Genomic DNA, 18,956 nt, shown 5'->3' on the forward strand with positions numbered 1-18,956 from the left:
AAGAGGGGCGAGATGGCTGAAATTCAGATCCCAAATGGTTACTTCCAACTGTGGAATATGGTCTTAATTGAGCGTGAATTAAACTATACACAGCTCGAATGGATTGCGCCGTATGCTGCGCAAATTCAGCATGTGCTGTCTTTGCCGATCGACTCTCAATCGCCGAATTCTTTTTTTAACAGCATCATGCAACTGACTCAGCAGCATCTGGATTGTCCGCAATTGGTTTTTGAAATGGCCAAGTATATTCGTGCGGAGCATTTTGGGGTGTTAGGCTATATGGCGACACTGAGTAATAGCGTTGCAGATGCTTTGCAATATGTGATGCGATTTAGTCGTTTGGTGATTGATGGGGCGCAAATTGTGCCAATGAATATGAGCCATCAAGATCATCAAATTATTCTGTCTTGGCCACAGCATGATGATGAATATGCTTTGGTGAATGAGTTGACCATGGCCTGTATGGCACATTTGGCCAAGCAAATTTTTCCAGATTCTTTAAAGTTACTCTGCATTCATTTTGCCCATGCGCCGCGGATGGCACGTTATCACTATGAAAAGTTTTATGGCTGCCAAATGGAATTTTCGACCCTTAAATATTCATTTGTGATTCATGCCGATAGTTTGGATTTAAAGTCAGAACTTGCTGATCCGTCACTGATGCAATTGTTATTACGTCAGGCCGAAGAGGCGATCGCCGCTCGTCCGCAACATGCAGATCCAATTCTACAGATGCAACAATGCATCGCTGATCATCTCAAACGAAAACAGCAAGCCCCTAAAATAGAGTGGTTAGCAGAGGAGTTACATCTGTCAGTCAGAACCTTGCAAAGACAGTTAAAGGAGAAAGACACCTCCTTTAAACGGCTTTTGGAGCTTGAACGGATGAAACGCTGTGAATATCTACTTTCACAACAAACCCATTTGACGGATATCGCGTTGCAGTTAGGATATTCAGATCAGTCTGCTTTGGCACGTGCTTTTAAGGCATATAGCGGAGAGACATTATTAGCGCGAAAAAAAGCCTTGAGATTAGAATAAAACTTGCAGATTGCTCGTTAAGAAAAGCCTTTCAAACAACATTAAAAAAAGCGGTCAAACGACCGCTTTTCTTTAAAGCCAAACTTATGCCGCAGCTTTTAATTTTGGATACCGAAGTAAAATGGCAAGAATGGCAAAGATTGCCAAGACCCAACAGTAATACACACTACCAATCAGTTCCACAGGCGAAAGTTTTGCGATCGAACAAGCCAGTAACAGCTGTGCACCATAAGGAATGAGACCTTGGACTACGCAAGAGAAAATATCCAAGAGCGCTGCAGCACGTTTAGGGTCTACACCATATTCTTTGGCGACTTCACGTGCCATGTCACCAGATAAAATAATTGCGACAGTGTTGTTTGCTACAAATAGGTTAGAGAAAATCACCAAGAAACTGATACCAATTTCACCTGCGCGTTCAGCACCAACTTTAAAGCAGCGTGTCATGCTGTAAATACGTTGAATCAGCCATTCTAAACCGCCTTCTTTTTGCATAAGGGCAGAAATACCACCCAAGAAAATAGAAAGCAGGGCAACTTCAAACATGCCGGTAAAGCCGTCATAAATAGAATTATTTAAGCTTAAGAAGTTAAATTCAGGTTGAATGATCAACCCAATCAAACCAGATAACAATACACCAATGGTCAGTACAGCAAGCACGTGCAAACGTGAAAAGGCCAAAATAAATACGGCTAAATACGGCAAGATCAGCCAAGCATTATAAGCTTTGTGTTCAATCGCTTGTGAGCCTTGACTCATAATTAAATAGATACAGATGCTGACGATCGATGCAGGAACAGCAATCCAGACATTGACCTTAAATTTATCGCGAAGTTGAACTTTTTGACTGTTCGTTGCAGCAATGGTGGTATCTGAAATCATTGACAGATTATCACCAAACATAGCACCACCGACCACAGCACCAATGGCATACACCACTTCAATTTCGGTGACTTGAGCAAAACCAAAGGCAATTGGTGCACAGGCTGCAATAGTGCCCATGGAGGTTCCCATCGCTGTGGCAATAAAGGCCGCAATAATAAACAGCATGGGCAGCACGAACTCAGGCGCAATCATCGATAGTCCCAACTGCACTGTTGCATCGACACTACCGATGGCACTGCTGACACTGGCAAAAGCACCAGCGAGCATAAAGACCATGAACATTAAGATCAAATTCGGGTGGCTGGCACCTTTCATAAATGTATCAATCGCGTCATTTATCTTGCCGCGATAGAGCAAAATTGCCAATACAATTGCAGGAAGAGCAGCGACTGGGGCTTTCACTTGATAGAACGCAAACTCAGTTCCAATGATGGAATGGTAAATACCACTGCCCAAAAAAATGGTCAGAAAAACAATAAGCGGGAGCAGTGCAAATGCCCGAGCAGGCACTTTCACTTGTGAATCGGAGGACATAGGAGATAAAAAAATAAAAGTATGCGGCTAGTATAAAGCAGGTTTTGCAATTTAAGGAAAATTAAAATGTAAATGCTAAGCCTGTTATTTTTAACATTTTTTTGATGATAAAATTAAGTTAATCTAAAACCTTATAATTTTGCCAGATCCTAAAATTAGGCATCTTTGATCATTGTGAAAAAAACTGAAATATCGGTAAATGATGCTTTCGGGTTGTTCTGGAAAATTATGTTTGCATGAGAAATGCCGACTGAGGATTGTATGCCCTGTTCAATGGGTAAAAAATAGCGTTACAATGCGATGTCTTGTATTTCGACAAAACCCACATCATAGTTTTGATTCATTCAAGGAAAGTATAACCCTATGTCACGTTTAGCCACTCGATTTGGAACGCTTAAATCTCAACAGCGTAAGGCCTTGGTTTCTTATGTTATGGCTGGTGACCCTCATCCACAAGTAACGGTACCTTTGTTACATCAAATGGTTGAGGCAGGTGTAGATGTGATCGAATTGGGTCTTCCATTTTCAGACCCAATGGCGGATGGTCCTGTTATTGCACTTGCTGCTGAGCGTGCGCTTGCTGCAGGAACCAATACTCTAGATGCCTTGAACATGGTGAAAGAGTTCCGTAAAAACGATTCAGAAACACCCGTGGTACTGATGGGCTATTTAAACCCTGTTGAAGTAATCGGCTATGAAAAGTTTGTTGCCTATGCACATGAATGCGGTGTAGATGGCGTGCTCTTGGTGGACCTTCCACCAGAAGAAGCAAAAGATCTAGATGCAGTATTGAAAAAATACGACATGGATCAAATCTTCTTACTTGCGCCAACATCCACTGATGAACGTATTCAGCATGTGGTGAAACAAGCCAGTGGATTTATCTACTATGTTTCTTTGAAAGGTGTGACAGGTGCAGCGACGTTAGATGTTGCTGAAGCTGCGGCACGTATTCAAAAAATCAAATCGTATACTCAGGTACCTGTCGGCGTTGGCTTTGGTATTAGTGATGCAGCATCGGCGAAAGCCATGGGTGTTGCTGCAGATGCGGTGATTGTAGGTAGTGCTTTTGTTAAACAATTTGCAAACTTAGCACCAGAACAAGCTGTAATCGAAACAGTGAATAAAGTGAAGGAGCTTCGAGCTGCGCTCGATGAGTTAGTATGAGTCAAGACGCAAAAACAGGCAAAATTCTGAGCGCATCTACGCCATGGACAGAGCGTGCGGTACCAGGTATTCATGTACCTGATGAACAGCAAGCATTAAAGGCGACATTTACTGAGCCGACGATTGAATGTCCTGAGTGTCATGCACTTGTGACTCGTACTGCGATGTCATTTAATGCCTACGTTTGTCCACAGTGTGATGAACACTTGCGAATGAAAGCACGTGATCGTTTGAACTGGTTCTTTGACCAAGTACAAAAAGAATTGGGTCAAGAATTTAAAGCCAAAGATCCACTTAAATTTGTAGATAGCAAAGCGTATCCAGACCGTATGTCTGAAGCGCAGAAGAAAACCGGTGAAACAGAAGCTTTAGTGGTGATGCAAGGAACGCTGAAAGGCATTCCAATGATTGCGACTGCTTTCGAATTTGATTTCATGGGCGGTTCAATGGGTACTGTTGTCGGTGACCGTTTTGTTCAGGCTGCTGAACTTGCGATTAAAGCAAAACAACCGCTTATTTGCTTCGCTGCTTCTGGTGGTGCGCGTATGCAAGAAGGTATGTTGTCACTCATGCAAATGGCGCGTACTTCTGCTGCCATCCAAAAAATGAAAGATGCAGGCTTGCCTTATCTAGTGGTGTTGACACATCCAGTTTATGGTGGTGTGACTGCATCATTGGCAATGCTCGGTGATGTTCATTTGGCTGAGCCGAAAGCCATGATTGGTTTTGCTGGTAAGCGTGTAATTGAGCAAACTGTACGTGAAAAATTGGAAGAACCGTTCCAACGTGCAGAATACTTGCTTGATCATGGTGTAGTCGATCAAATTGTTCACCGTCATGCATTACGTGATACAGTTTATCGTATTGTAGCGAAATTGATGAACTTGCCTTGAACACAGCACCACTTGCAACTGATTCTTTAAACACATGGCTCGATTATTGGAGCCATGTTCATGTTACGGGTATTGATTTAGGTCTGGAACGGGTGATTCCTGTTGCGGAACGACTCGGTATAACCCAGCCTGATGCGAAAGTGCTGACGGTCGCGGGAACAAACGGTAAAGGTTCAACCACGACCACTTTGGCTGCCATTTTAAATGCGCAAGGTTATAATGTGGGTTTATACCAATCACCGCATATCTATCGATTCAATGAACGTGTAAAGCTTCAAGGTGTTGAAGTGGCTGACCAAACCCTGATTGATGCTTTTGTGGCCGTTGATCAGGCGCGTCGTGAATGTGAATTAAGTTTATCTTTTTTTGAAGCGACCACTTTGGCCGCTTTTGTTATTTTTAAACAGCAACATTGCGATGTATGGGTCCTCGAAGTGGGCCTTGGCGGTCGACTTGATGTGGTCAATGTCGTCGATCCAGATGTTGCAGTGATTACCAATATTGGTTTAGACCATACCGATTGGTTGGGCGACACCATTGAAAAAATTGCTTTTGAGAAAGCAGGAATTATTCGTCCAAATATTCCCGTAATTTTTGGTGGACAGCAAGTACTGCCTGAAGCCATTCGTCAAAAAGCAGAAGATTGCCAAGCTGCTTTACATGTACTCAATCGTGATTATTTTTATCAGTACAGTGATGACGGACAATCTTGGATGTTTGCCTCATCAGGTTCAACCTTAAAACTACCCGTGGGTTCTTTGGCACTCGAAAATATCTCTACGGCTGTAGCAGCAATATTGGCCAGTGGTTTGGTGGTTTCACAGCAGTCGATCGCTCAAGGAATTATCAATGCCAAGTTACAAGGCCGTTTTGAAGTTAGAGAAATTGCAGGTAAAACGGTGATTTTCGATGCGGGACATAACCCGCATGGTGTTGAATTTTTGTTAAAGCAATTGCGAAATTTTCTCCAGTACAATAAACAATACACAGAAGTGATCAGCGTTTTCTCCATGCTGACTGATAAAGACATAAATTCTGTCGTTAACTTATTGAAAGATACGGTAAGAATGTGGAAAATTGCACAATTAAATGTGCCACGTGCGGCATCTATCACACAATTGGATAGCGCACTGCAGCATCAAGTCGTAGAACATTATGACAATGTGCAATTAGCTTTTAAGTCCGCGCTGGAAGAAACAAAGAATAATCAGCTGATTCTGGTATGTGGTTCATTTCATACCTTAGAAGCGGTATGGGAGTATCTGGAAGAATGTCAATGAATAACAAACAACGCTGGATGGGTGGTGTTGTTTTATTAGGTGGTGGTGTACTGCTGGCCGCACTTTTACTTAAAGGCAAAGAAGAAATACATCAAAATCAAAGCCAAACCCCTGAAATGGCTCAAGTTGAGCAACAAGGTCAGGGTGCGGGTAAAATGTCATCATTGACTGTTGATGTTGAAACTGAAAAGCGTTTGCTCGAAGAACAACGACGTACCCGTGAAAAATCGGTTGCGGAGCAAGAAGCACGTGCAGCAGAATTTTTAGCGATGCAACAACAAGCGGAAGCGGATGCAGCACGTAAAGCAGCAGAAGAATATGCGGCTTTAAACGCACATCGTTCAGCTCAACAAAGTTCGGATAATATTCCTCCCGAATTGGTTGAAGATGAAAAAGCTAAGCAAAAGCGTTTAGCTGAGGATAAGTTGGCGGCTCAAAAAAAGTTAGAGACTCAGTCGGCGCAGCAAAAGGCTGATCAGGCACGTATCGCAGCAGATAAACAAAAAGCTGAAGCAAAACGTAAAGCGGATGCTCAAAAAGAAGCTGAACGTAAAGCACATGCTGAAGCTGAGAAAAAAGCAGCAGATAAGAAAGCAGCAGATAAGAAAGCAGCCGAAGCGAAGCAACAAGCTGAAGAAAAGCGTAAAGCCGAAGAAAAACACAAGGCAGAAGAAAAGCGTAAAGCAGAAGCTAAGAAAAAAGCTGAAGCTGAAAAAGCACGTGATCTGTTGGAAAATGGCGATAAGCAATGGATGGTGCAAGTTGCACTGGCTGCCAATGAAGCCAATGCAGATGCCGTCGCTGCAAAATTACGTGCAAAAGGCTATAAAGTGACGAAGAGTCCTACATCTAAAGGCATTCGTATTATGGTCGGTCCTTCGAAGGACCGTGATGCTGCGGACGCAACACGTAAAAAGATCAATTCAGATGCAAGTTTGAATATGAAATCGGCGTGGGTGATTGATTGGGTACCTCTTGATAAACGCTAAGTTTATTTGAGGAATGACCTTTAATAAGATGGATTCAGTAGTTGCTGCTGAATCCATTTTACATTTTCAGGGCTGAATAATCGGTCGATATTTTTCCAAATAGGGTGGAAGCCATAGCCACCTTGTTTCATTTCACGTTTTGCTTCCTCAATGGACCAATGCTGAAAAATAATACGGTACATGGCCACACTCGCGCCTGTACGGTCTGAGCCGTGGTAGCAATGGATTAACACTTTTTGCTGCTGTTGTTTAGCTTCTTTTATGGTTTTCATCACCGCCAGTAAATCTTCACGATCGATTTGCCACGTGTGTATCGGAATATGTACAAAATTAATCTTTTGCATATCAATAGCATTTTCTAAGCGTTCTGGGTCATGGTGCCGTGAACGTAAATTTATGATCACATCGATGTGCTGTTCTCGTAGAACAGGGGCGAGATCTGTATCAGGTTGTTCACTGCGAAATACTGTTGGGCTGATTTGATAAAAATTATGCTGTTGATGAACGACTTTCCCCCAATGCTGAGGACGTTCATTTAACGGTAATGGATTTGATGTCATGCAACCCGTGAAGCTGAAGCTAACACTGAGGAGGATCATTGGTAGGATTTTAGCGGTCATAGCTTGTATTCTGATAGCGAGCGAATTCGAATGGGTCATGTGCACAGATGAGATCGATGTCCGGATGCTGCGCTAACTGCTGAATCTTATGAAGGGAGTGCAGTCGCTGTGTATTGTCGGTGGCAAATAAACGCTCAAGCTGATTTAAGGCCCGCGAATGAAAATTTGGATTTAATTGATGCTGTGAGTAATAAGCATCGCCACAATATAACAACCAGCGCTGGTTATTTTTAATCGCAATACCGGCATGACCCGCGGTATGTCCCAAAAGTGGAAGCATTAAAATGTCATCTTGAAAAATGGACAGACCGGCAGTGTGTTCTAAGTTAAACCATGCTTGCGTCCCGATGCTTTCGATAAAATTCCAATAACGATGCAGTTGGAATTGCTGTGGTCGATAGCGCAGTCGTGATTTTAAGCTATGAAGGTTTTGAGTGGCATTATATTCACTGGCTAAGACATGCACAGTCGCCTGCGGAAAATCAGAGATCCCGCCAGCATGATCAAAATCTAAGTGTGACAACAAAATGTGTTGAACATCTTGAGCCTTAAAGCCTAATTTTTGAATTTGATGAATCGCACTCAGTTGCGGATTAAATTTGATCTGCGCTGTGCGTGAAATAAACCGACCTAAACGATTTTGTGGATGCAAATAATCTTGTAAGCCCAGTCCTGTATCGACTAAGACGAGCCCTTTATCGGTTTCAATGAGCAGGCAATGACAGACCAAATGTGCGCGAAAGCCTTTCTGTCCAAATAAAGGGGCACACGTTGGACAAAAACTACCACAATGTAAATGATGAATTTGATGAATCACGGTTTGTTGTTTTCAAGTTTTTCTTAGTTATAACGGAATTGTGATGTTTAACCAATCTAATCCCTGAGAGGAATTTGTAATCAAAAAAAGCTCATCCGAAGATGAGCAGGTTGGAGAATGCCAGAACGGGCTCGTCATTCGTTCTGAGGGGAAAACTATCAGTAACTATAAGTAACTATGGTTATGATTCTGAGTTGGGTCAGGTGCTGCGCTTAAAAATAGTTAAAGTTGCACCTTCGCTTTGGTCACTCACAGCAGAGCTTCTTATCTTGCGCTCGGACAGCGTAATGCTCCGTTTTATCCTCACTTAGGTTGAGGCGTTAAACGAAGGTAAGGCGTAACTGCGTTATATCCTTGAGGAAAGCGTTGTTTGATTTCCTCTTCATCTTTTAATGACGGCACAATCACCACATCTTCACCTTGTTGCCAGTTGGCCGGTGTTGCAACTTTATGGTTGTCTGTCAGTTGCAAAGAGTCAATGACACGTAAAATTTCATGGAAGTTACGCCCTGTAGATGCAGGATAAGTAATGATTAAACGGACTTTTTTATTTGGATCGATGATCACCAAAGAGCGAACAGTTAATGTTTCGCTGGCATTGGGGTGAATGAAATCATAAAGGGTGGACACTTTACGGTCTTTGTCTGCAATGATCGGGAAGTTGACCGTGGTATTTTGAGTATTATTAATGTCGTTAATCCAACCCTGATGCGACTCAACATCATCAACAGACAGGGCAATGGCCTTGACACCACGTTTGCTAAATTCATCTTTTAGTTTTGCGGTAAATCCAAGTTCTGTGGTGCAGACTGGGGTGTAATCGGCAGGATGCGAAAATAAAATGCCCCAACTGTCACCTAAGAAGTCATAAAAATGAATGCTGCCTTCGCTTGAGTCTTGAGTAAAGTCTGGTGCAGTATCACCTAAACGAATCGTCATGGAATATCCCCGTATTTATTGAATTTGTTTAACTTGAAAATAAATATGAAGGATTTTTTTTATGATTAAAAATAGTGTTTTTTCATTTCTTTATGAATATATTTCATATAAAACAGTTTTATTGGGGGATAAATGCGAAATATCTCACGACAGAGTCACTATGTTGTCTGCAGAAAATTTGTTACATTAGCTTGCCTTAAGTCTCCGGGGCTAGAACCCGAGCGCAGAATATTTAAGGGGATTTTTGTGCAAAACCCTTGTACTTCGAATTTCTAGCACCATAATAACGACTAAGAAAATATATTCATTTGACAAGCAAGATTTAGAGAGTCTATTCATGTTGGCAAGTCTGATCGGAGGAATCTTCGGTACCAAAAATGAGCGCGAACTCAAACGCATGCGTAAAATCGTAGAGAAGATTAATGCGCTCGAGCCGACGATATCTGTTCTAAGCGATGCAGACTTATCTGCAAAAACTGAAGAATTCAAAGAACGTTATAAAAAAGGCGACAGCCTTGATAAATTATTACCTGAAGCGTTTGCTGTTTGTCGTGAAGCTGCAAAGCGTGTCATGGGCATGCGTCATTATGACGTACAGCTGATTGGTGGTATTACTTTACATGAAGGTAAGATCGCAGAGATGCGTACCGGTGAAGGTAAAACCCTCATGGGAACGCTTGCTTGTTACCTCAATGCGATTAGTGGTGAAGGTGTTCACGTGATTACGGTGAACGACTATCTCGCACAGCGAGATGCTGAGTTAAACCGTCCATTATTCGAATTTTTAGGTTTAAGCATTGGGATTATTTACTCAATGCAAGACCCAACTGAAAAAGCTCAAGCGTATCGAGCTGACATTACTTACGGTACCAACAACGAATTCGGTTTCGATTACTTGCGTGACAACATGGTGTTTTCTGCTGCTGAGAAAAAACAGCGCAGCTTAACCTATGCCATCATCGATGAGGTCGATTCGATCCTGATTGATGAAGCGCGTACACCGTTGATCATTTCTGGTCAATCAGAAGACTCATCTCAGTTGTATGCTGCAATTAACAGCATTCCACCAAAACTTCATGCACAAAAAGAAGAGAAGGTACCAGATGGTGGTCACTTCTGGATTGACGAAAAACAGCGCTCTGTAGAAATGACCGAAGTCGGTTATGAAACTGTTGAAGCTGAATTGATTCAAATGGGCTTGCTTGCTGAAGGTGAAAGTTTATATTCATCTGCTAATTTAAACTTGGTACACCATGTTTCTGCGGCCATTCGTGCGCATTACCTATACCAACGCAACGTGCATTACATCATCCACGAAGGTGAAGTGATCATTGTCGATGAAAACACTGGTCGTACCATGCCGGGTCGCCGTTGGTCAGAAGGTTTGCATCAAGCAGTAGAAGCAAAAGAAGGTTTGGAAATTCAACCTGAAAACCAAACTTTAGCAACTACAACATTCCAGAACTATTTCCGTCTTTACAAGAAATTATCAGGGATGACAGGGACTGCAGATACTGAAGCTGCAGAAATGAAAGAAATTTATGGCTTGGATGTTGTACTTATTCCAACCCATCGCCCGATGATTCGTAATGACCAAAACGATTTAATCTATTTAAACCGTGAAGGTAAATACAACGCCATCATTCAAGAAATTCAACGTATTCATGAAGCGGGTGTTGCGCCGATTCTGATTGGTACAGCAACCATTGAAGCCTCTGAAATTTTATCAGATAAGCTGAAAGAAGCTGGTATTCAACATGAAGTACTTAATGCGAAACAACATGAGCGCGAAGCGGATATTATTGCGCAAGCGGGTTCACCTCGTGCAGTAACCATTGCGACTAACATGGCTGGTCGTGGTACTGATATTCTGTTAGGTGGTAACTGGAAAGCGTTGCTGGCGAAGATTGAAGAGCCGACTGAAGCAGATGAAGCACGTTTGAAAGCAGAGTGGGAACAAAATCATGAAATGGTGCTGAACTCTGGTGGTTTACACATCATTGGTTCAGAACGTCATGAATCTCGTCGTATCGATAACCAGTTACGTGGTCGTGCGGGCCGTCAAGGTGACCCAGGTGTATCACGTTTCTACTTGTCGCTTGAAGATGACTTGATGCGTATCTTCGCAGGTGATCGCGTGGTTGCAATGATGCGTGCCATGGGACTGAAAGAAGATGAAGCCATTGAGCATAAAATGGTTTCACGCTCGATTGAAAATGCACAACGTAAAGTTGAAGCACGTAACTTCGATATTCGTAAAAATCTATTGAAATACGATGACGTAAACAACGAACAACGTAAGATTATTTACTCTCAGCGTGATGAAATTCTTGTTGAACCGTCTTTACAAGATTACATCGAAACGATGATTCAGGATGTGACTAAAGGCATGATCGAAATATATATTCCACCTGAGTCTATTCACGATCAGTGGGATATAGAAGGTCTTGAAAAGGCGCTACGTGAAGATCTATCGATTGAATTGCCAATTTCGCAGTGGTTAGAGCAAGATCGTCGTTTGGATGAAGAGGCTTTGGTTGAACGTATTACTGATGAAGTTCTTCAGCACTACCGTTCACGTCGTACGCAAATGGGTGACGAAACGGCTGCAATGCTCGAACGTCACTTTATGTTGAATTCATTGGACCGCCATTGGAAAGAGCATTTGGCAGCAATGGATTACTTACGTCAGGGGATTCATTTACGTGGTTATGCGCAGAAAAATCCTGAGCAAGAATACAAAAAAGAAGCCTTTAATTTATTTGTAAACATGCTTGCTGTGATTAAGTCCGATGTCGTGACAGATTTATCTCGTATTCATGTGCCTACAGCCGAAGAACTTGCAGAAATGGAAGCTCAAAAACAGGCTCAAGCTGAATCAATGAATCTTCAATTGTCACACAATGACTTTGATAATTTGTTGGCTGAAGCCAATGGTAATGATGTTATCGATGCGCAATACACACCTGCAGAGCAAGTGATTGTTCCGCCAGAAAGTCGTAACTCGCCTTGCCCATGTGGTTCAGGTCTAAAATATAAACAATGTCACGGTAAAATCTAAACAGCATTGTTTAATTTCAAATAAATCAGAGCCTTCGCGCTCTGATTTTTTATTTACACTACTAATCTGACCTGAATAGTATTTGCAGTTCCGTAGATTAAATGTTATTTAGTTTCTATCAATAACCGTAAGACGGAAAAGACAATGAAAAAAGTACTAAAACCGTTCATGATTGCTGCTTTGGCTTTGCCAACTTTTGCCTTTGCAAACGCTCCTCAGACGACTTCTTTAGAGAAAGTTCAACAAGCAGTTGGTCCAACAACAACTCAAGTACAGGTTGGTACTGACGGTCAAGTGACTGTAGCAAGCCCGCGTACGGGTATTCGTTATACCTTTGCCAATCCAAATCGTCCAATCGTATTGCAAACTGCAAAAATTGCAGCAGCCAATGCGGCGAATGCTGACCGTATTGTGGCTGAAAACCCAGCCCTTTCTGCTGCGAGTCAACAAAAAGCGAAACAAGTGCTTCTTGATGAAGCAACTCAGCTTGCGCGTAACTAATTTACGACGAACATCGATAAAGACCAGTCGAAAGACTGGTTTTTTTATGTGCAAAAGAAATCCACAATAAAATTACAGCAAAACCGTGCTTCTGCTCGATTTTTTATAGATTTTGCACTAAGCTGTATTTTTTATAACTCATATAGTTGGACGTTGAAAAATGGCAGTTGGTGACGTATCTATGCCACAGATGCATGTGGTGAAAGGTGTAAAAATCGGTTCGGCTGAAGCATATGTGCGCTATCAGAACCGACGTGACCTTGTCATTTTTGAATTTGCTGAAGGTTCTAATGTCGCAGGCGTTTTTACTCAAAATGCATTTTGTGCAGCACCGGTGCATATTTCTAAAGCGCACTTATTAGCAGGTAATCCACGTTATTTAGTGATTAACACCGGAAATGCCAATGCCGGTACTGGCAAAATCGGCATGGCAAATGCTGAGGCGACGTGTGCGAAACTGGCAGAACTGACAGGTGTTCAAAATACAGAAGTTCTTCCATTTTCAACAGGTGTAATTGGTGAGCAATTACCTATTGATCGTTTGGTTCAAGGCTTGCAACCGGCATTAGACAGTTTGCAAGAAGACGCTTGGTTGGAAGCGGCAACGGGCATTATGACCACAGATACCACACCTAAAGGTGCATCTGAACAATTTGAGTTAGATGGCGTCCTGTATACCATGACAGGTATTTCTAAAGGCGCAGGCATGATTCGTCCAAATATGGCGACCATGTTGAGTTATGTGGCAACTGATGCACCCATTAGCCGTGAGCTGGTGCAACAGCTTTTGAAAACCACAGTTAACCTGTCGTTTAACCGTATTACGGTGGATGGTGATACCTCAACGAATGACTCATGTATTTTGATTGCAACGGGCCAAGCTGGTGGCGTAGAAATTACTTCAGAATCAGATTCACGTTATGCTGCTGTTTTAGACGTGTTAACACGTGTAATGAAACGTCTTGCACAGCTCATTGTCCGTGATGGTGAAGGTGCGACGAAGTTTATTACTGTGGCGGTAGAAGGCGGCGCAGATACTCAAGAATGTTGTGATATTGCTTATAGCATTGCACATTCACCGTTGGTTAAAACTGCAATCTTCGCATCAGATCCAAACTGGGGCCGTATTTTGGCAGCTATTGGTTATGCAGGTGTGCCAAACTTAGATGTTGAAAAAATTCAGGTCTGGTTAGGTGATGTTCAAATCTGTAAAGACGGTGGTGCCGCAGCAGATTATACCGAAGCAGCAGGGGCTGCAGAGATGGAGAAATCTGAGATCACGATCCGTGTAGATTTAGGACGTGGCAGTGCTCGAGATACTGTGTATACCTGTGACCTTTCGTATGATTATGTCAAGATTAACGCAGATTACCGTTCATAAGATATTTGATGTTTTTGAAAAGCCTCCGTTGTGAGGCTTTTTTATAAGTGGAACTTTTTAATGACCGGTAAAAAATAGCCAAGTGCCATATTTATGGGTCAGTTGTGAAGCACCTGTGTAGTAGCAGGCATTAAGGGTAGAGAAGACGTTGTGATGAATAATGCAAACAACTTAATTGCAAATGAAGCAAAATCAATTGTACAAGCGCATTTGGATCGTTTGGGTGATGTTAAAGAGCATCACTTAACGGAAGCTGCAAAGCTTGAAAAGTTTGAATTAATTAAAGCGGAACTCAAAAAACGTAACGCTGTCCTTGTTGCACACTATTACTGTGATCCTGAAGTGCAGGAACTAGCAGAACAGACCGGTGGATGCGTTTCGGATTCACTTGAAATGGCACGTTTTGGTCGGGATCATGAAGCAACGACGTTGGTGGTTGCAGGGGTGAAATTCATGGGGGAGACCTCGAAGATTTTATCTCCTGAGAAAACCGTACTGATGCCTACTCTAGAGGCAACATGCTCACTTGATTTGGGTTGTCCTGTCGATGAATTTACCAAATTTTGTGATGCACATCCAGATCATATGGTTGTGGTATATGCCAATACCTCGGCGGCAGTGAAAGCGCGTGCAGATTGGGTGGTAACCTCGAGCTGTGCTGTTGAAATTGTTGAGCATTTAGATAGTTTAGGTGAAAAAATTATTTGGGCACCCGATCAGCATCTCGGTCGCTATATTCAAAAGAAAACCGGTGCAGACATGTTGCTATGGGATGGGGCATGTATTGTCCATGAAGAGTTCCGTGCACGTGGTATTGCCAATATGAAAGCGCTGTATCCTGATGCAGCAGTTTTGGTACATCCAGAGTCACCAGAATCTGTGGTGGATATTGCAGATGCCGTCGGTAGCACCTCGCAATTGATCAAGGCTGCACAAACCTTGCCACACGAACGTTTAATCGTGGCAACAGATCGCGGTATTTTTTATAAAATGCAGCAAGCTGTGCCGAATAAAATTCTCATCGAAGCACCGACGGCAGGTGAGGGAGCGACTTGTCGTTCATGTGCGCATTGCCCTTGGATGGCGATGAATGAATTAGATGGAATTCTCGAAGTTTTACAAAAAGGCGATCAGGAAATTTTTGTAGATCCGGCATTGGCTGAGCGTGCTAAATTGCCTTTAGATCGGATGTTGAATTTCAGCGCCAGTTTAAAACGTTAATTTTTGCTTGAAAAATGATTAAAGTGCTTGATAAATAATCGCTTGAAATGATTTTTTATGTTTTTTTGAAGATAGGTGTTGACGTTAATCAACGTCACGCCTAGAATGCACACCGTACCGCACGATATGCGATACAGCGAAAGCTGAGATGAAACGGAGCATAGCACAGCCTGGTAGTGCACCTGGTTTGGGACCAGGGGGTCGTAGGTTCGAATCCTACTGCTCCGACCAATTTCTCAAGGCAAAAATCGCGTGATAGTCTATGTCATCGGTAATGCGCCTGTAGCTCAGTTGGATAGAGCATCCGCCTTCTAAGCGGATGGTCACAGGTTCGAATCCTGTCAGGCGCGCCATTTTAATGGTGTTCTGATACTAGAATCTGAATCTTGTTGTGATGGTGGATGTAGCTCAGTTGGTAGAGCCCCGGATTGTGATTCCGGTTGTCGTGGGTTCGAATCCCATCATTCACCCCAATTCGGAGCATAGCACAGCCTGGTAGTGCACCTGGTTTGGGACCAGGGGGTCGTAGGTTCGAATCCTACTGCTCCGACCATTTTCTTAAAGAAAACGGTCGATAAAAGATACCGCATACAGCGGTTTTTTTATGCCTGTAATTTAAAATGCGTTATATTGGTTATTCACAAGCAAGAACATGATGGTGGATGTAGCTCAGTTGGTAGAGCCCCGGATTGTGATTCCGGTTGTCGTGGGTTCGAATCCCATCATTCACCCCAACTTTTAAAGTTGAAAGCGGAGCATAGCACAGCCTGGTAGTGCACCTGGTTTGGGACCAGGGGGTCGTAGGTTCGAATCCTACTGCTCCGACCATTTATCTCAAAAGTAATACTATGAAAAAGATGCCGCATTTAGCGGTTTTTTATGCCTAAAATTTATAAACACAATAAAAAAGCCACCATAAGGTGGCTTTTTTATATTCTGCTATTTAGGGAATGATGGTGACATTTACACGACGGTTGATGGCACGATTGGTTTCAGTGTCATTAGAGACCATCGGTTGTTCAGCACCACGGCCAATAATTTGAATATTTGAACTGTTATAACCCTGCTTTAAAAAGACGTTTGCGACGCTTTGCGCACGTTTTTCTGACAGTTGTTGGTTGTAATTGGCTTGTCCAACATTATCCGTATGACCAATAAACTTAATTTTGTTTAGGTCATATTTAATCAGTTGAGTGGCAAGTGTATTTAACTTGACTTGTTGGTGGGGTTGAATTTGATAATCATCAAAACCAAATAAAAGTCGTTCTGGTAGGGCAAGTGTCCAACCATCATTGGTCAAGACAAAACCTTCTTTTTTAAGCATACGTGCTTGTTTATAGCTTAAGTTACCTAAACTCATACAGGCTGTCATAGTGGCCGTGAATGCAAGTATAAATAAAACTTTAAATGCGTTCTTTAACATAGCAAATCCTATGAGTTGGGGCGTTGTAGTGCAATGCACCAATGATTATTAGAAAGTTTAGCATCATACATCGCGCGTTCCGCATCTGCGATCAAATCTTCTGGCGATTTTGCATTTTGGATCAGTGCCACACCAATATTAGCTTGTAATGCAATATTATGTTGCTCATAAACAAATGTGGAACCATAGCAGTCATGTATTTTGTGACAAAAGACTTCGAGTTCCGTCAGGAAGTTTAAGCGATTTATAATAATTGCAAATTCATCACCACCGAGTCGCGCAACGAAAGCATCATCTGGAAGTGCTTGTTTTAAACAATGTGATGAGGCGCGTAGTACTGCATCCCCTGCTAAGTGTCCATATTGGTCATTCACATGTTTAAAGTTTTCAATATCGACAAAGAACACGGCAGCGTTCGCTTGTAAGTCAAATAGCTCAAATAGCTTTTCATAAAAATAATTGCGATTTGGCAATTGGGTTAATGCATCATGACGTGCTAGATGAATTAGCTTGTCATTTTCTGAAATCAAGTTTTTATTTGACTGTTCAATTTCACTAAGTAAACCATTAAAGGCGGTACTGAGTGCGTGTAATTCTTGAATATCAGAGTTTGAAACCCGCATTTTATAATCTTTCTTAATGCTAATGGTTTGGGCTGATTCAACAATAGAGCGAACGGATTGCATTAAGTATTGATAAACAGAATTAACCGACCAAAACACGGTAGCCAATAAAAGTATAAAACCTAAAAATAAACCCAATAAAATTTTATGGAAGAAACTAACTAAATCTGAAGAGTTTCCATATACGACCAGTTCGCCGTAACTTTTCTGATCATGATGAATATCTAAACGAATCGGTTTGCTAAAGAAGAAATAATCTAAAATCGCTTGGCTAGAAAATGTTGAAATTTCTTGTTGCTCAGCATGAGCAAGTGACACTTTTTGATGGTTGGTAATTTCTATCGATCGAATGGGATACAGTTGAGTGTATTCGTTTAAAATTTGACGCATCGTTGTTTGGTCATTAAACACCACTGCGGGTTGAACACGTTCGTTTATCGCATTTGATAAAATCGTTAAGCTGTTTTTTGCATAGGTATGCATTGTATAGGTGGAAATCACCAAAAAAATCGCAGAACAAATCGTAAATGTTAAAGCAAAGATGGTGAGCTGCGAACGCGTAAATAATTGGTGTAATGTAATTGGGTTATAGAGTTGTTTCATTCAGCTGACTCCGATGACTTCGCCAGTAATAAAACGCGTGGATCAATATGTATTTGTGACTGCGTTAAACTTTCCATATTAATTTTAAACGAATAACTCTGATTTTTTTTATACAAACAAAATGCACTGCCAGACTCACATTCACTATTGTTGCTGCTTAGAGAAAGGGCGGGGAAATTAACATGGTTGTTTAAAATACTTTGTTCTTCTTTTGCTGATAGATTAGAAAAAAATAAAACTTGGCAATGACTAGACTTGATGTCATTTACATTGATGGCTGTAATTTTATAAGTGCTGTGGGTTGGCGCAAGTTTTTTAAAATCATTGACTAAACTTGAATTATTAATCACACAAAATTTGGGTGAAGTGGTTGCCCACTTGGCATAACTCAAAATAGAGAAAGTGGTTGTGAAAATATTTGCTGTGGGAGCTGCATATAATATGGGTGAAATGGAGCACGCCATTATTAAATAGGCAGTTTTTTTAAAAACAACCATACGAAATCAAAAATGTCTTAAATTAAATGGAATGAAAATTGGGTGTATATACGTTTTATTATATGAAATAGGGCGTATATAGCCCAATAATAATACAAAAGAATGTTTATGTGTTTAAAAAATCGACATGCGTAAAATAAATCATAAAAAAGGTGTTGCAACGGTCCTGAAATGCTGTAGAATGCACATCCATCGGCGGTGATGAAGATTAAAACTTCTGATAAAACAATGACTTGGTTAAATTGATTGAGTTGGGTTTTATTTGATAAGTTTAAAAATAATTTGAATTACTGGTTGACTCTTTAGAAATAAAGAGTAATATAGCCGACCTAGCTTGCTGGTGACGAACCAACGAGAAGATCATTAAGAGATTATGAAGAACAACTTGTGTGGATTTTTACTGATTGATTGATCGAAATTATTTTCATTGATTGATGGTAGAAATTACTCGAAGTTTATTTGAGCAAATTTTTGTCAGTAA

16 protein-coding genes and 6 tRNA genes are annotated in these 18,956 nt (G+C 41.6%); 15 read left to right on the top strand and 7 right to left on the bottom strand.

From position 1 onward, the window contains the following. Positions 1-12 precede the first annotated feature (12 nt). Positions 13-1,041, top strand: coding sequence for an AraC family transcriptional regulator (locus FTU13_RS14155; RefSeq protein WP_180128587.1), 1,029 nt, complete (start codon positions 13-15; stop codon positions 1,039-1,041). 84 nt (positions 1,042-1,125) lie between these two features. Here the strand turns inward: FTU13_RS14155 and FTU13_RS14160 are convergent, their stop codons facing one another. Continuing rightward, on the bottom strand, positions 1,126-2,460 hold the full coding sequence (locus FTU13_RS14160; RefSeq protein WP_180128586.1) for a Na+/H+ antiporter NhaC family protein: 1,335 nt from the start codon (positions 2,458-2,460) through the stop codon (positions 1,126-1,128). A gap of 363 nt (positions 2,461-2,823) precedes the next feature. Here FTU13_RS14160 and trpA point away from each other — a divergent pair, with 363 nt between their 5' ends. From trpA to FTU13_RS14180, 4 genes are read left to right on the top strand one after another with little or no spacing between them, the layout of a single operon-like run. Then, complete coding sequence (gene trpA, locus FTU13_RS14165) at positions 2,824-3,627, top strand: tryptophan synthase subunit alpha (protein WP_180128585.1); 804 nt, start codon at positions 2,824-2,826, stop codon at positions 3,625-3,627. Further along, positions 3,624-4,520, top strand: coding sequence for an acetyl-CoA carboxylase, carboxyltransferase subunit beta (gene accD / locus FTU13_RS14170; RefSeq protein WP_180005414.1), 897 nt, complete (start codon positions 3,624-3,626; stop codon positions 4,518-4,520). The genes trpA and accD overlap by 4 nt, the downstream gene beginning before the upstream one ends. Continuing rightward, positions 4,517-5,800, top strand: a complete 1,284-nt coding sequence (folC, locus tag FTU13_RS14175) for a bifunctional tetrahydrofolate synthase/dihydrofolate synthase (RefSeq protein WP_180005413.1) — start codon at positions 4,517-4,519, stop codon at positions 5,798-5,800. Before accD ends, folC begins: the two co-directional genes overlap by 4 nt. After that, positions 5,797-6,789: an SPOR domain-containing protein gene (locus FTU13_RS14180; RefSeq protein ID WP_180022400.1), complete on the top strand. Its 993-nt coding sequence runs from the start codon at positions 5,797-5,799 to the stop codon at positions 6,787-6,789. The genes folC and FTU13_RS14180 overlap by 4 nt, the downstream gene beginning before the upstream one ends. Before the next feature lie 20 nt (positions 6,790-6,809). Here the strand turns inward: FTU13_RS14180 and FTU13_RS14185 are convergent, their stop codons facing one another. The 3 genes from FTU13_RS14185 to FTU13_RS14195 all read right to left on the bottom strand — a co-directional run bounded on the left by FTU13_RS14185 (position 6,810) and on the right by FTU13_RS14195 (position 9,165). Next, positions 6,810-7,409, bottom strand: a complete 600-nt coding sequence (locus tag FTU13_RS14185) for a dual specificity protein phosphatase family protein (RefSeq protein WP_180128584.1) — start codon at positions 7,407-7,409, stop codon at positions 6,810-6,812. Next, positions 7,399-8,226, bottom strand: coding sequence for an MBL fold metallo-hydrolase (locus FTU13_RS14190; RefSeq protein WP_180009052.1), 828 nt, complete (start codon positions 8,224-8,226; stop codon positions 7,399-7,401). The genes FTU13_RS14185 and FTU13_RS14190 overlap by 11 nt, the downstream gene beginning before the upstream one ends. A 303-nt stretch (positions 8,227-8,529) precedes the next feature. After that, positions 8,530-9,165, bottom strand: coding sequence for a peroxiredoxin (locus tag FTU13_RS14195; RefSeq protein ID WP_180128583.1), 636 nt, complete (start codon positions 9,163-9,165; stop codon positions 8,530-8,532). Between the two features lie 337 nt (positions 9,166-9,502). On the opposite strand from FTU13_RS14195, the gene secA reads away from it, so the two are divergent. From secA to FTU13_RS14245, 10 genes are all read left to right on the top strand, one after another. Beyond that, complete coding sequence (secA, locus tag FTU13_RS14200; protein ID WP_111885392.1) at positions 9,503-12,226, top strand: preprotein translocase subunit SecA; 2,724 nt, start codon at positions 9,503-9,505, stop codon at positions 12,224-12,226. A gap of 144 nt (positions 12,227-12,370) precedes the next feature. Next, complete coding sequence (locus FTU13_RS14205) at positions 12,371-12,727, top strand: hypothetical protein (RefSeq protein ID WP_078194125.1); 357 nt, start codon at positions 12,371-12,373, stop codon at positions 12,725-12,727. A gap of 160 nt (positions 12,728-12,887) precedes the next feature. After that, complete coding sequence (gene argJ / locus FTU13_RS14210) at positions 12,888-14,108, top strand: bifunctional glutamate N-acetyltransferase/amino-acid acetyltransferase ArgJ (protein WP_180089786.1); 1,221 nt, start codon at positions 12,888-12,890, stop codon at positions 14,106-14,108. 153 nt (positions 14,109-14,261) lie between these two features. Then, positions 14,262-15,329 (top strand): quinolinate synthase NadA, encoded by a 1,068-nt coding sequence (gene nadA / locus FTU13_RS14215; protein ID WP_180128581.1) that lies wholly within the window; start codon positions 14,262-14,264, stop codon positions 15,327-15,329. A gap of 154 nt (positions 15,330-15,483) precedes the next feature. Continuing rightward, positions 15,484-15,560: transfer RNA gene (locus tag FTU13_RS14220), tRNA-Pro, on the top strand. 45 nt (positions 15,561-15,605) lie between these two features. Then, positions 15,606-15,682 (top strand) — tRNA-Arg (locus FTU13_RS14225). 44 nt (positions 15,683-15,726) lie between these two features. Beyond that, a tRNA-His gene (locus tag FTU13_RS14230) sits at positions 15,727-15,802 on the top strand. Positions 15,803-15,805: 3 nt separating this feature from the next. After that, positions 15,806-15,882 (top strand) — tRNA-Pro (locus tag FTU13_RS14235). Between the two features lie 105 nt (positions 15,883-15,987). Then, positions 15,988-16,063 (top strand) — tRNA-His (locus FTU13_RS14240). Between the two features lie 17 nt (positions 16,064-16,080). Beyond that, positions 16,081-16,157: transfer RNA gene (locus tag FTU13_RS14245), tRNA-Pro, on the top strand. Positions 16,158-16,272: 115 nt separating this feature from the next. On the opposite strand, the gene FTU13_RS14250 is transcribed toward FTU13_RS14245, so the two are convergent. The 3 genes from FTU13_RS14250 to FTU13_RS14260 are packed head-to-tail and all read right to left on the bottom strand — an operon-like array spanning position 16,273 to position 18,475. After that, positions 16,273-16,752 carry an OmpA family protein gene (locus FTU13_RS14250; protein WP_111885395.1) on the bottom strand — a complete coding sequence of 160 codons (480 nt, stop codon included), beginning with the start codon at positions 16,750-16,752 and terminating at the stop codon, positions 16,273-16,275. 8 nt (positions 16,753-16,760) lie between these two features. Beyond that, on the bottom strand, positions 16,761-17,978 hold the full coding sequence (locus tag FTU13_RS14255; protein ID WP_180128580.1) for a diguanylate cyclase domain-containing protein: 1,218 nt from the start codon (positions 17,976-17,978) through the stop codon (positions 16,761-16,763). Beyond that, positions 17,975-18,475 carry a YfiR family protein gene (locus tag FTU13_RS14260; protein WP_180128579.1) on the bottom strand — a complete coding sequence of 167 codons (501 nt, stop codon included), beginning with the start codon at positions 18,473-18,475 and terminating at the stop codon, positions 17,975-17,977. The genes FTU13_RS14255 and FTU13_RS14260 overlap by 4 nt, the downstream gene beginning before the upstream one ends. Between the last annotated feature and the right edge of the window lie 481 nt (positions 18,476-18,956).

Origin of the sequence: Acinetobacter sp. YH12064, assembly GCF_013419735.1 — a bacterium.
Lineage (GTDB): Bacteria > Pseudomonadota > Gammaproteobacteria > Pseudomonadales > Moraxellaceae > Acinetobacter > Acinetobacter amyesii.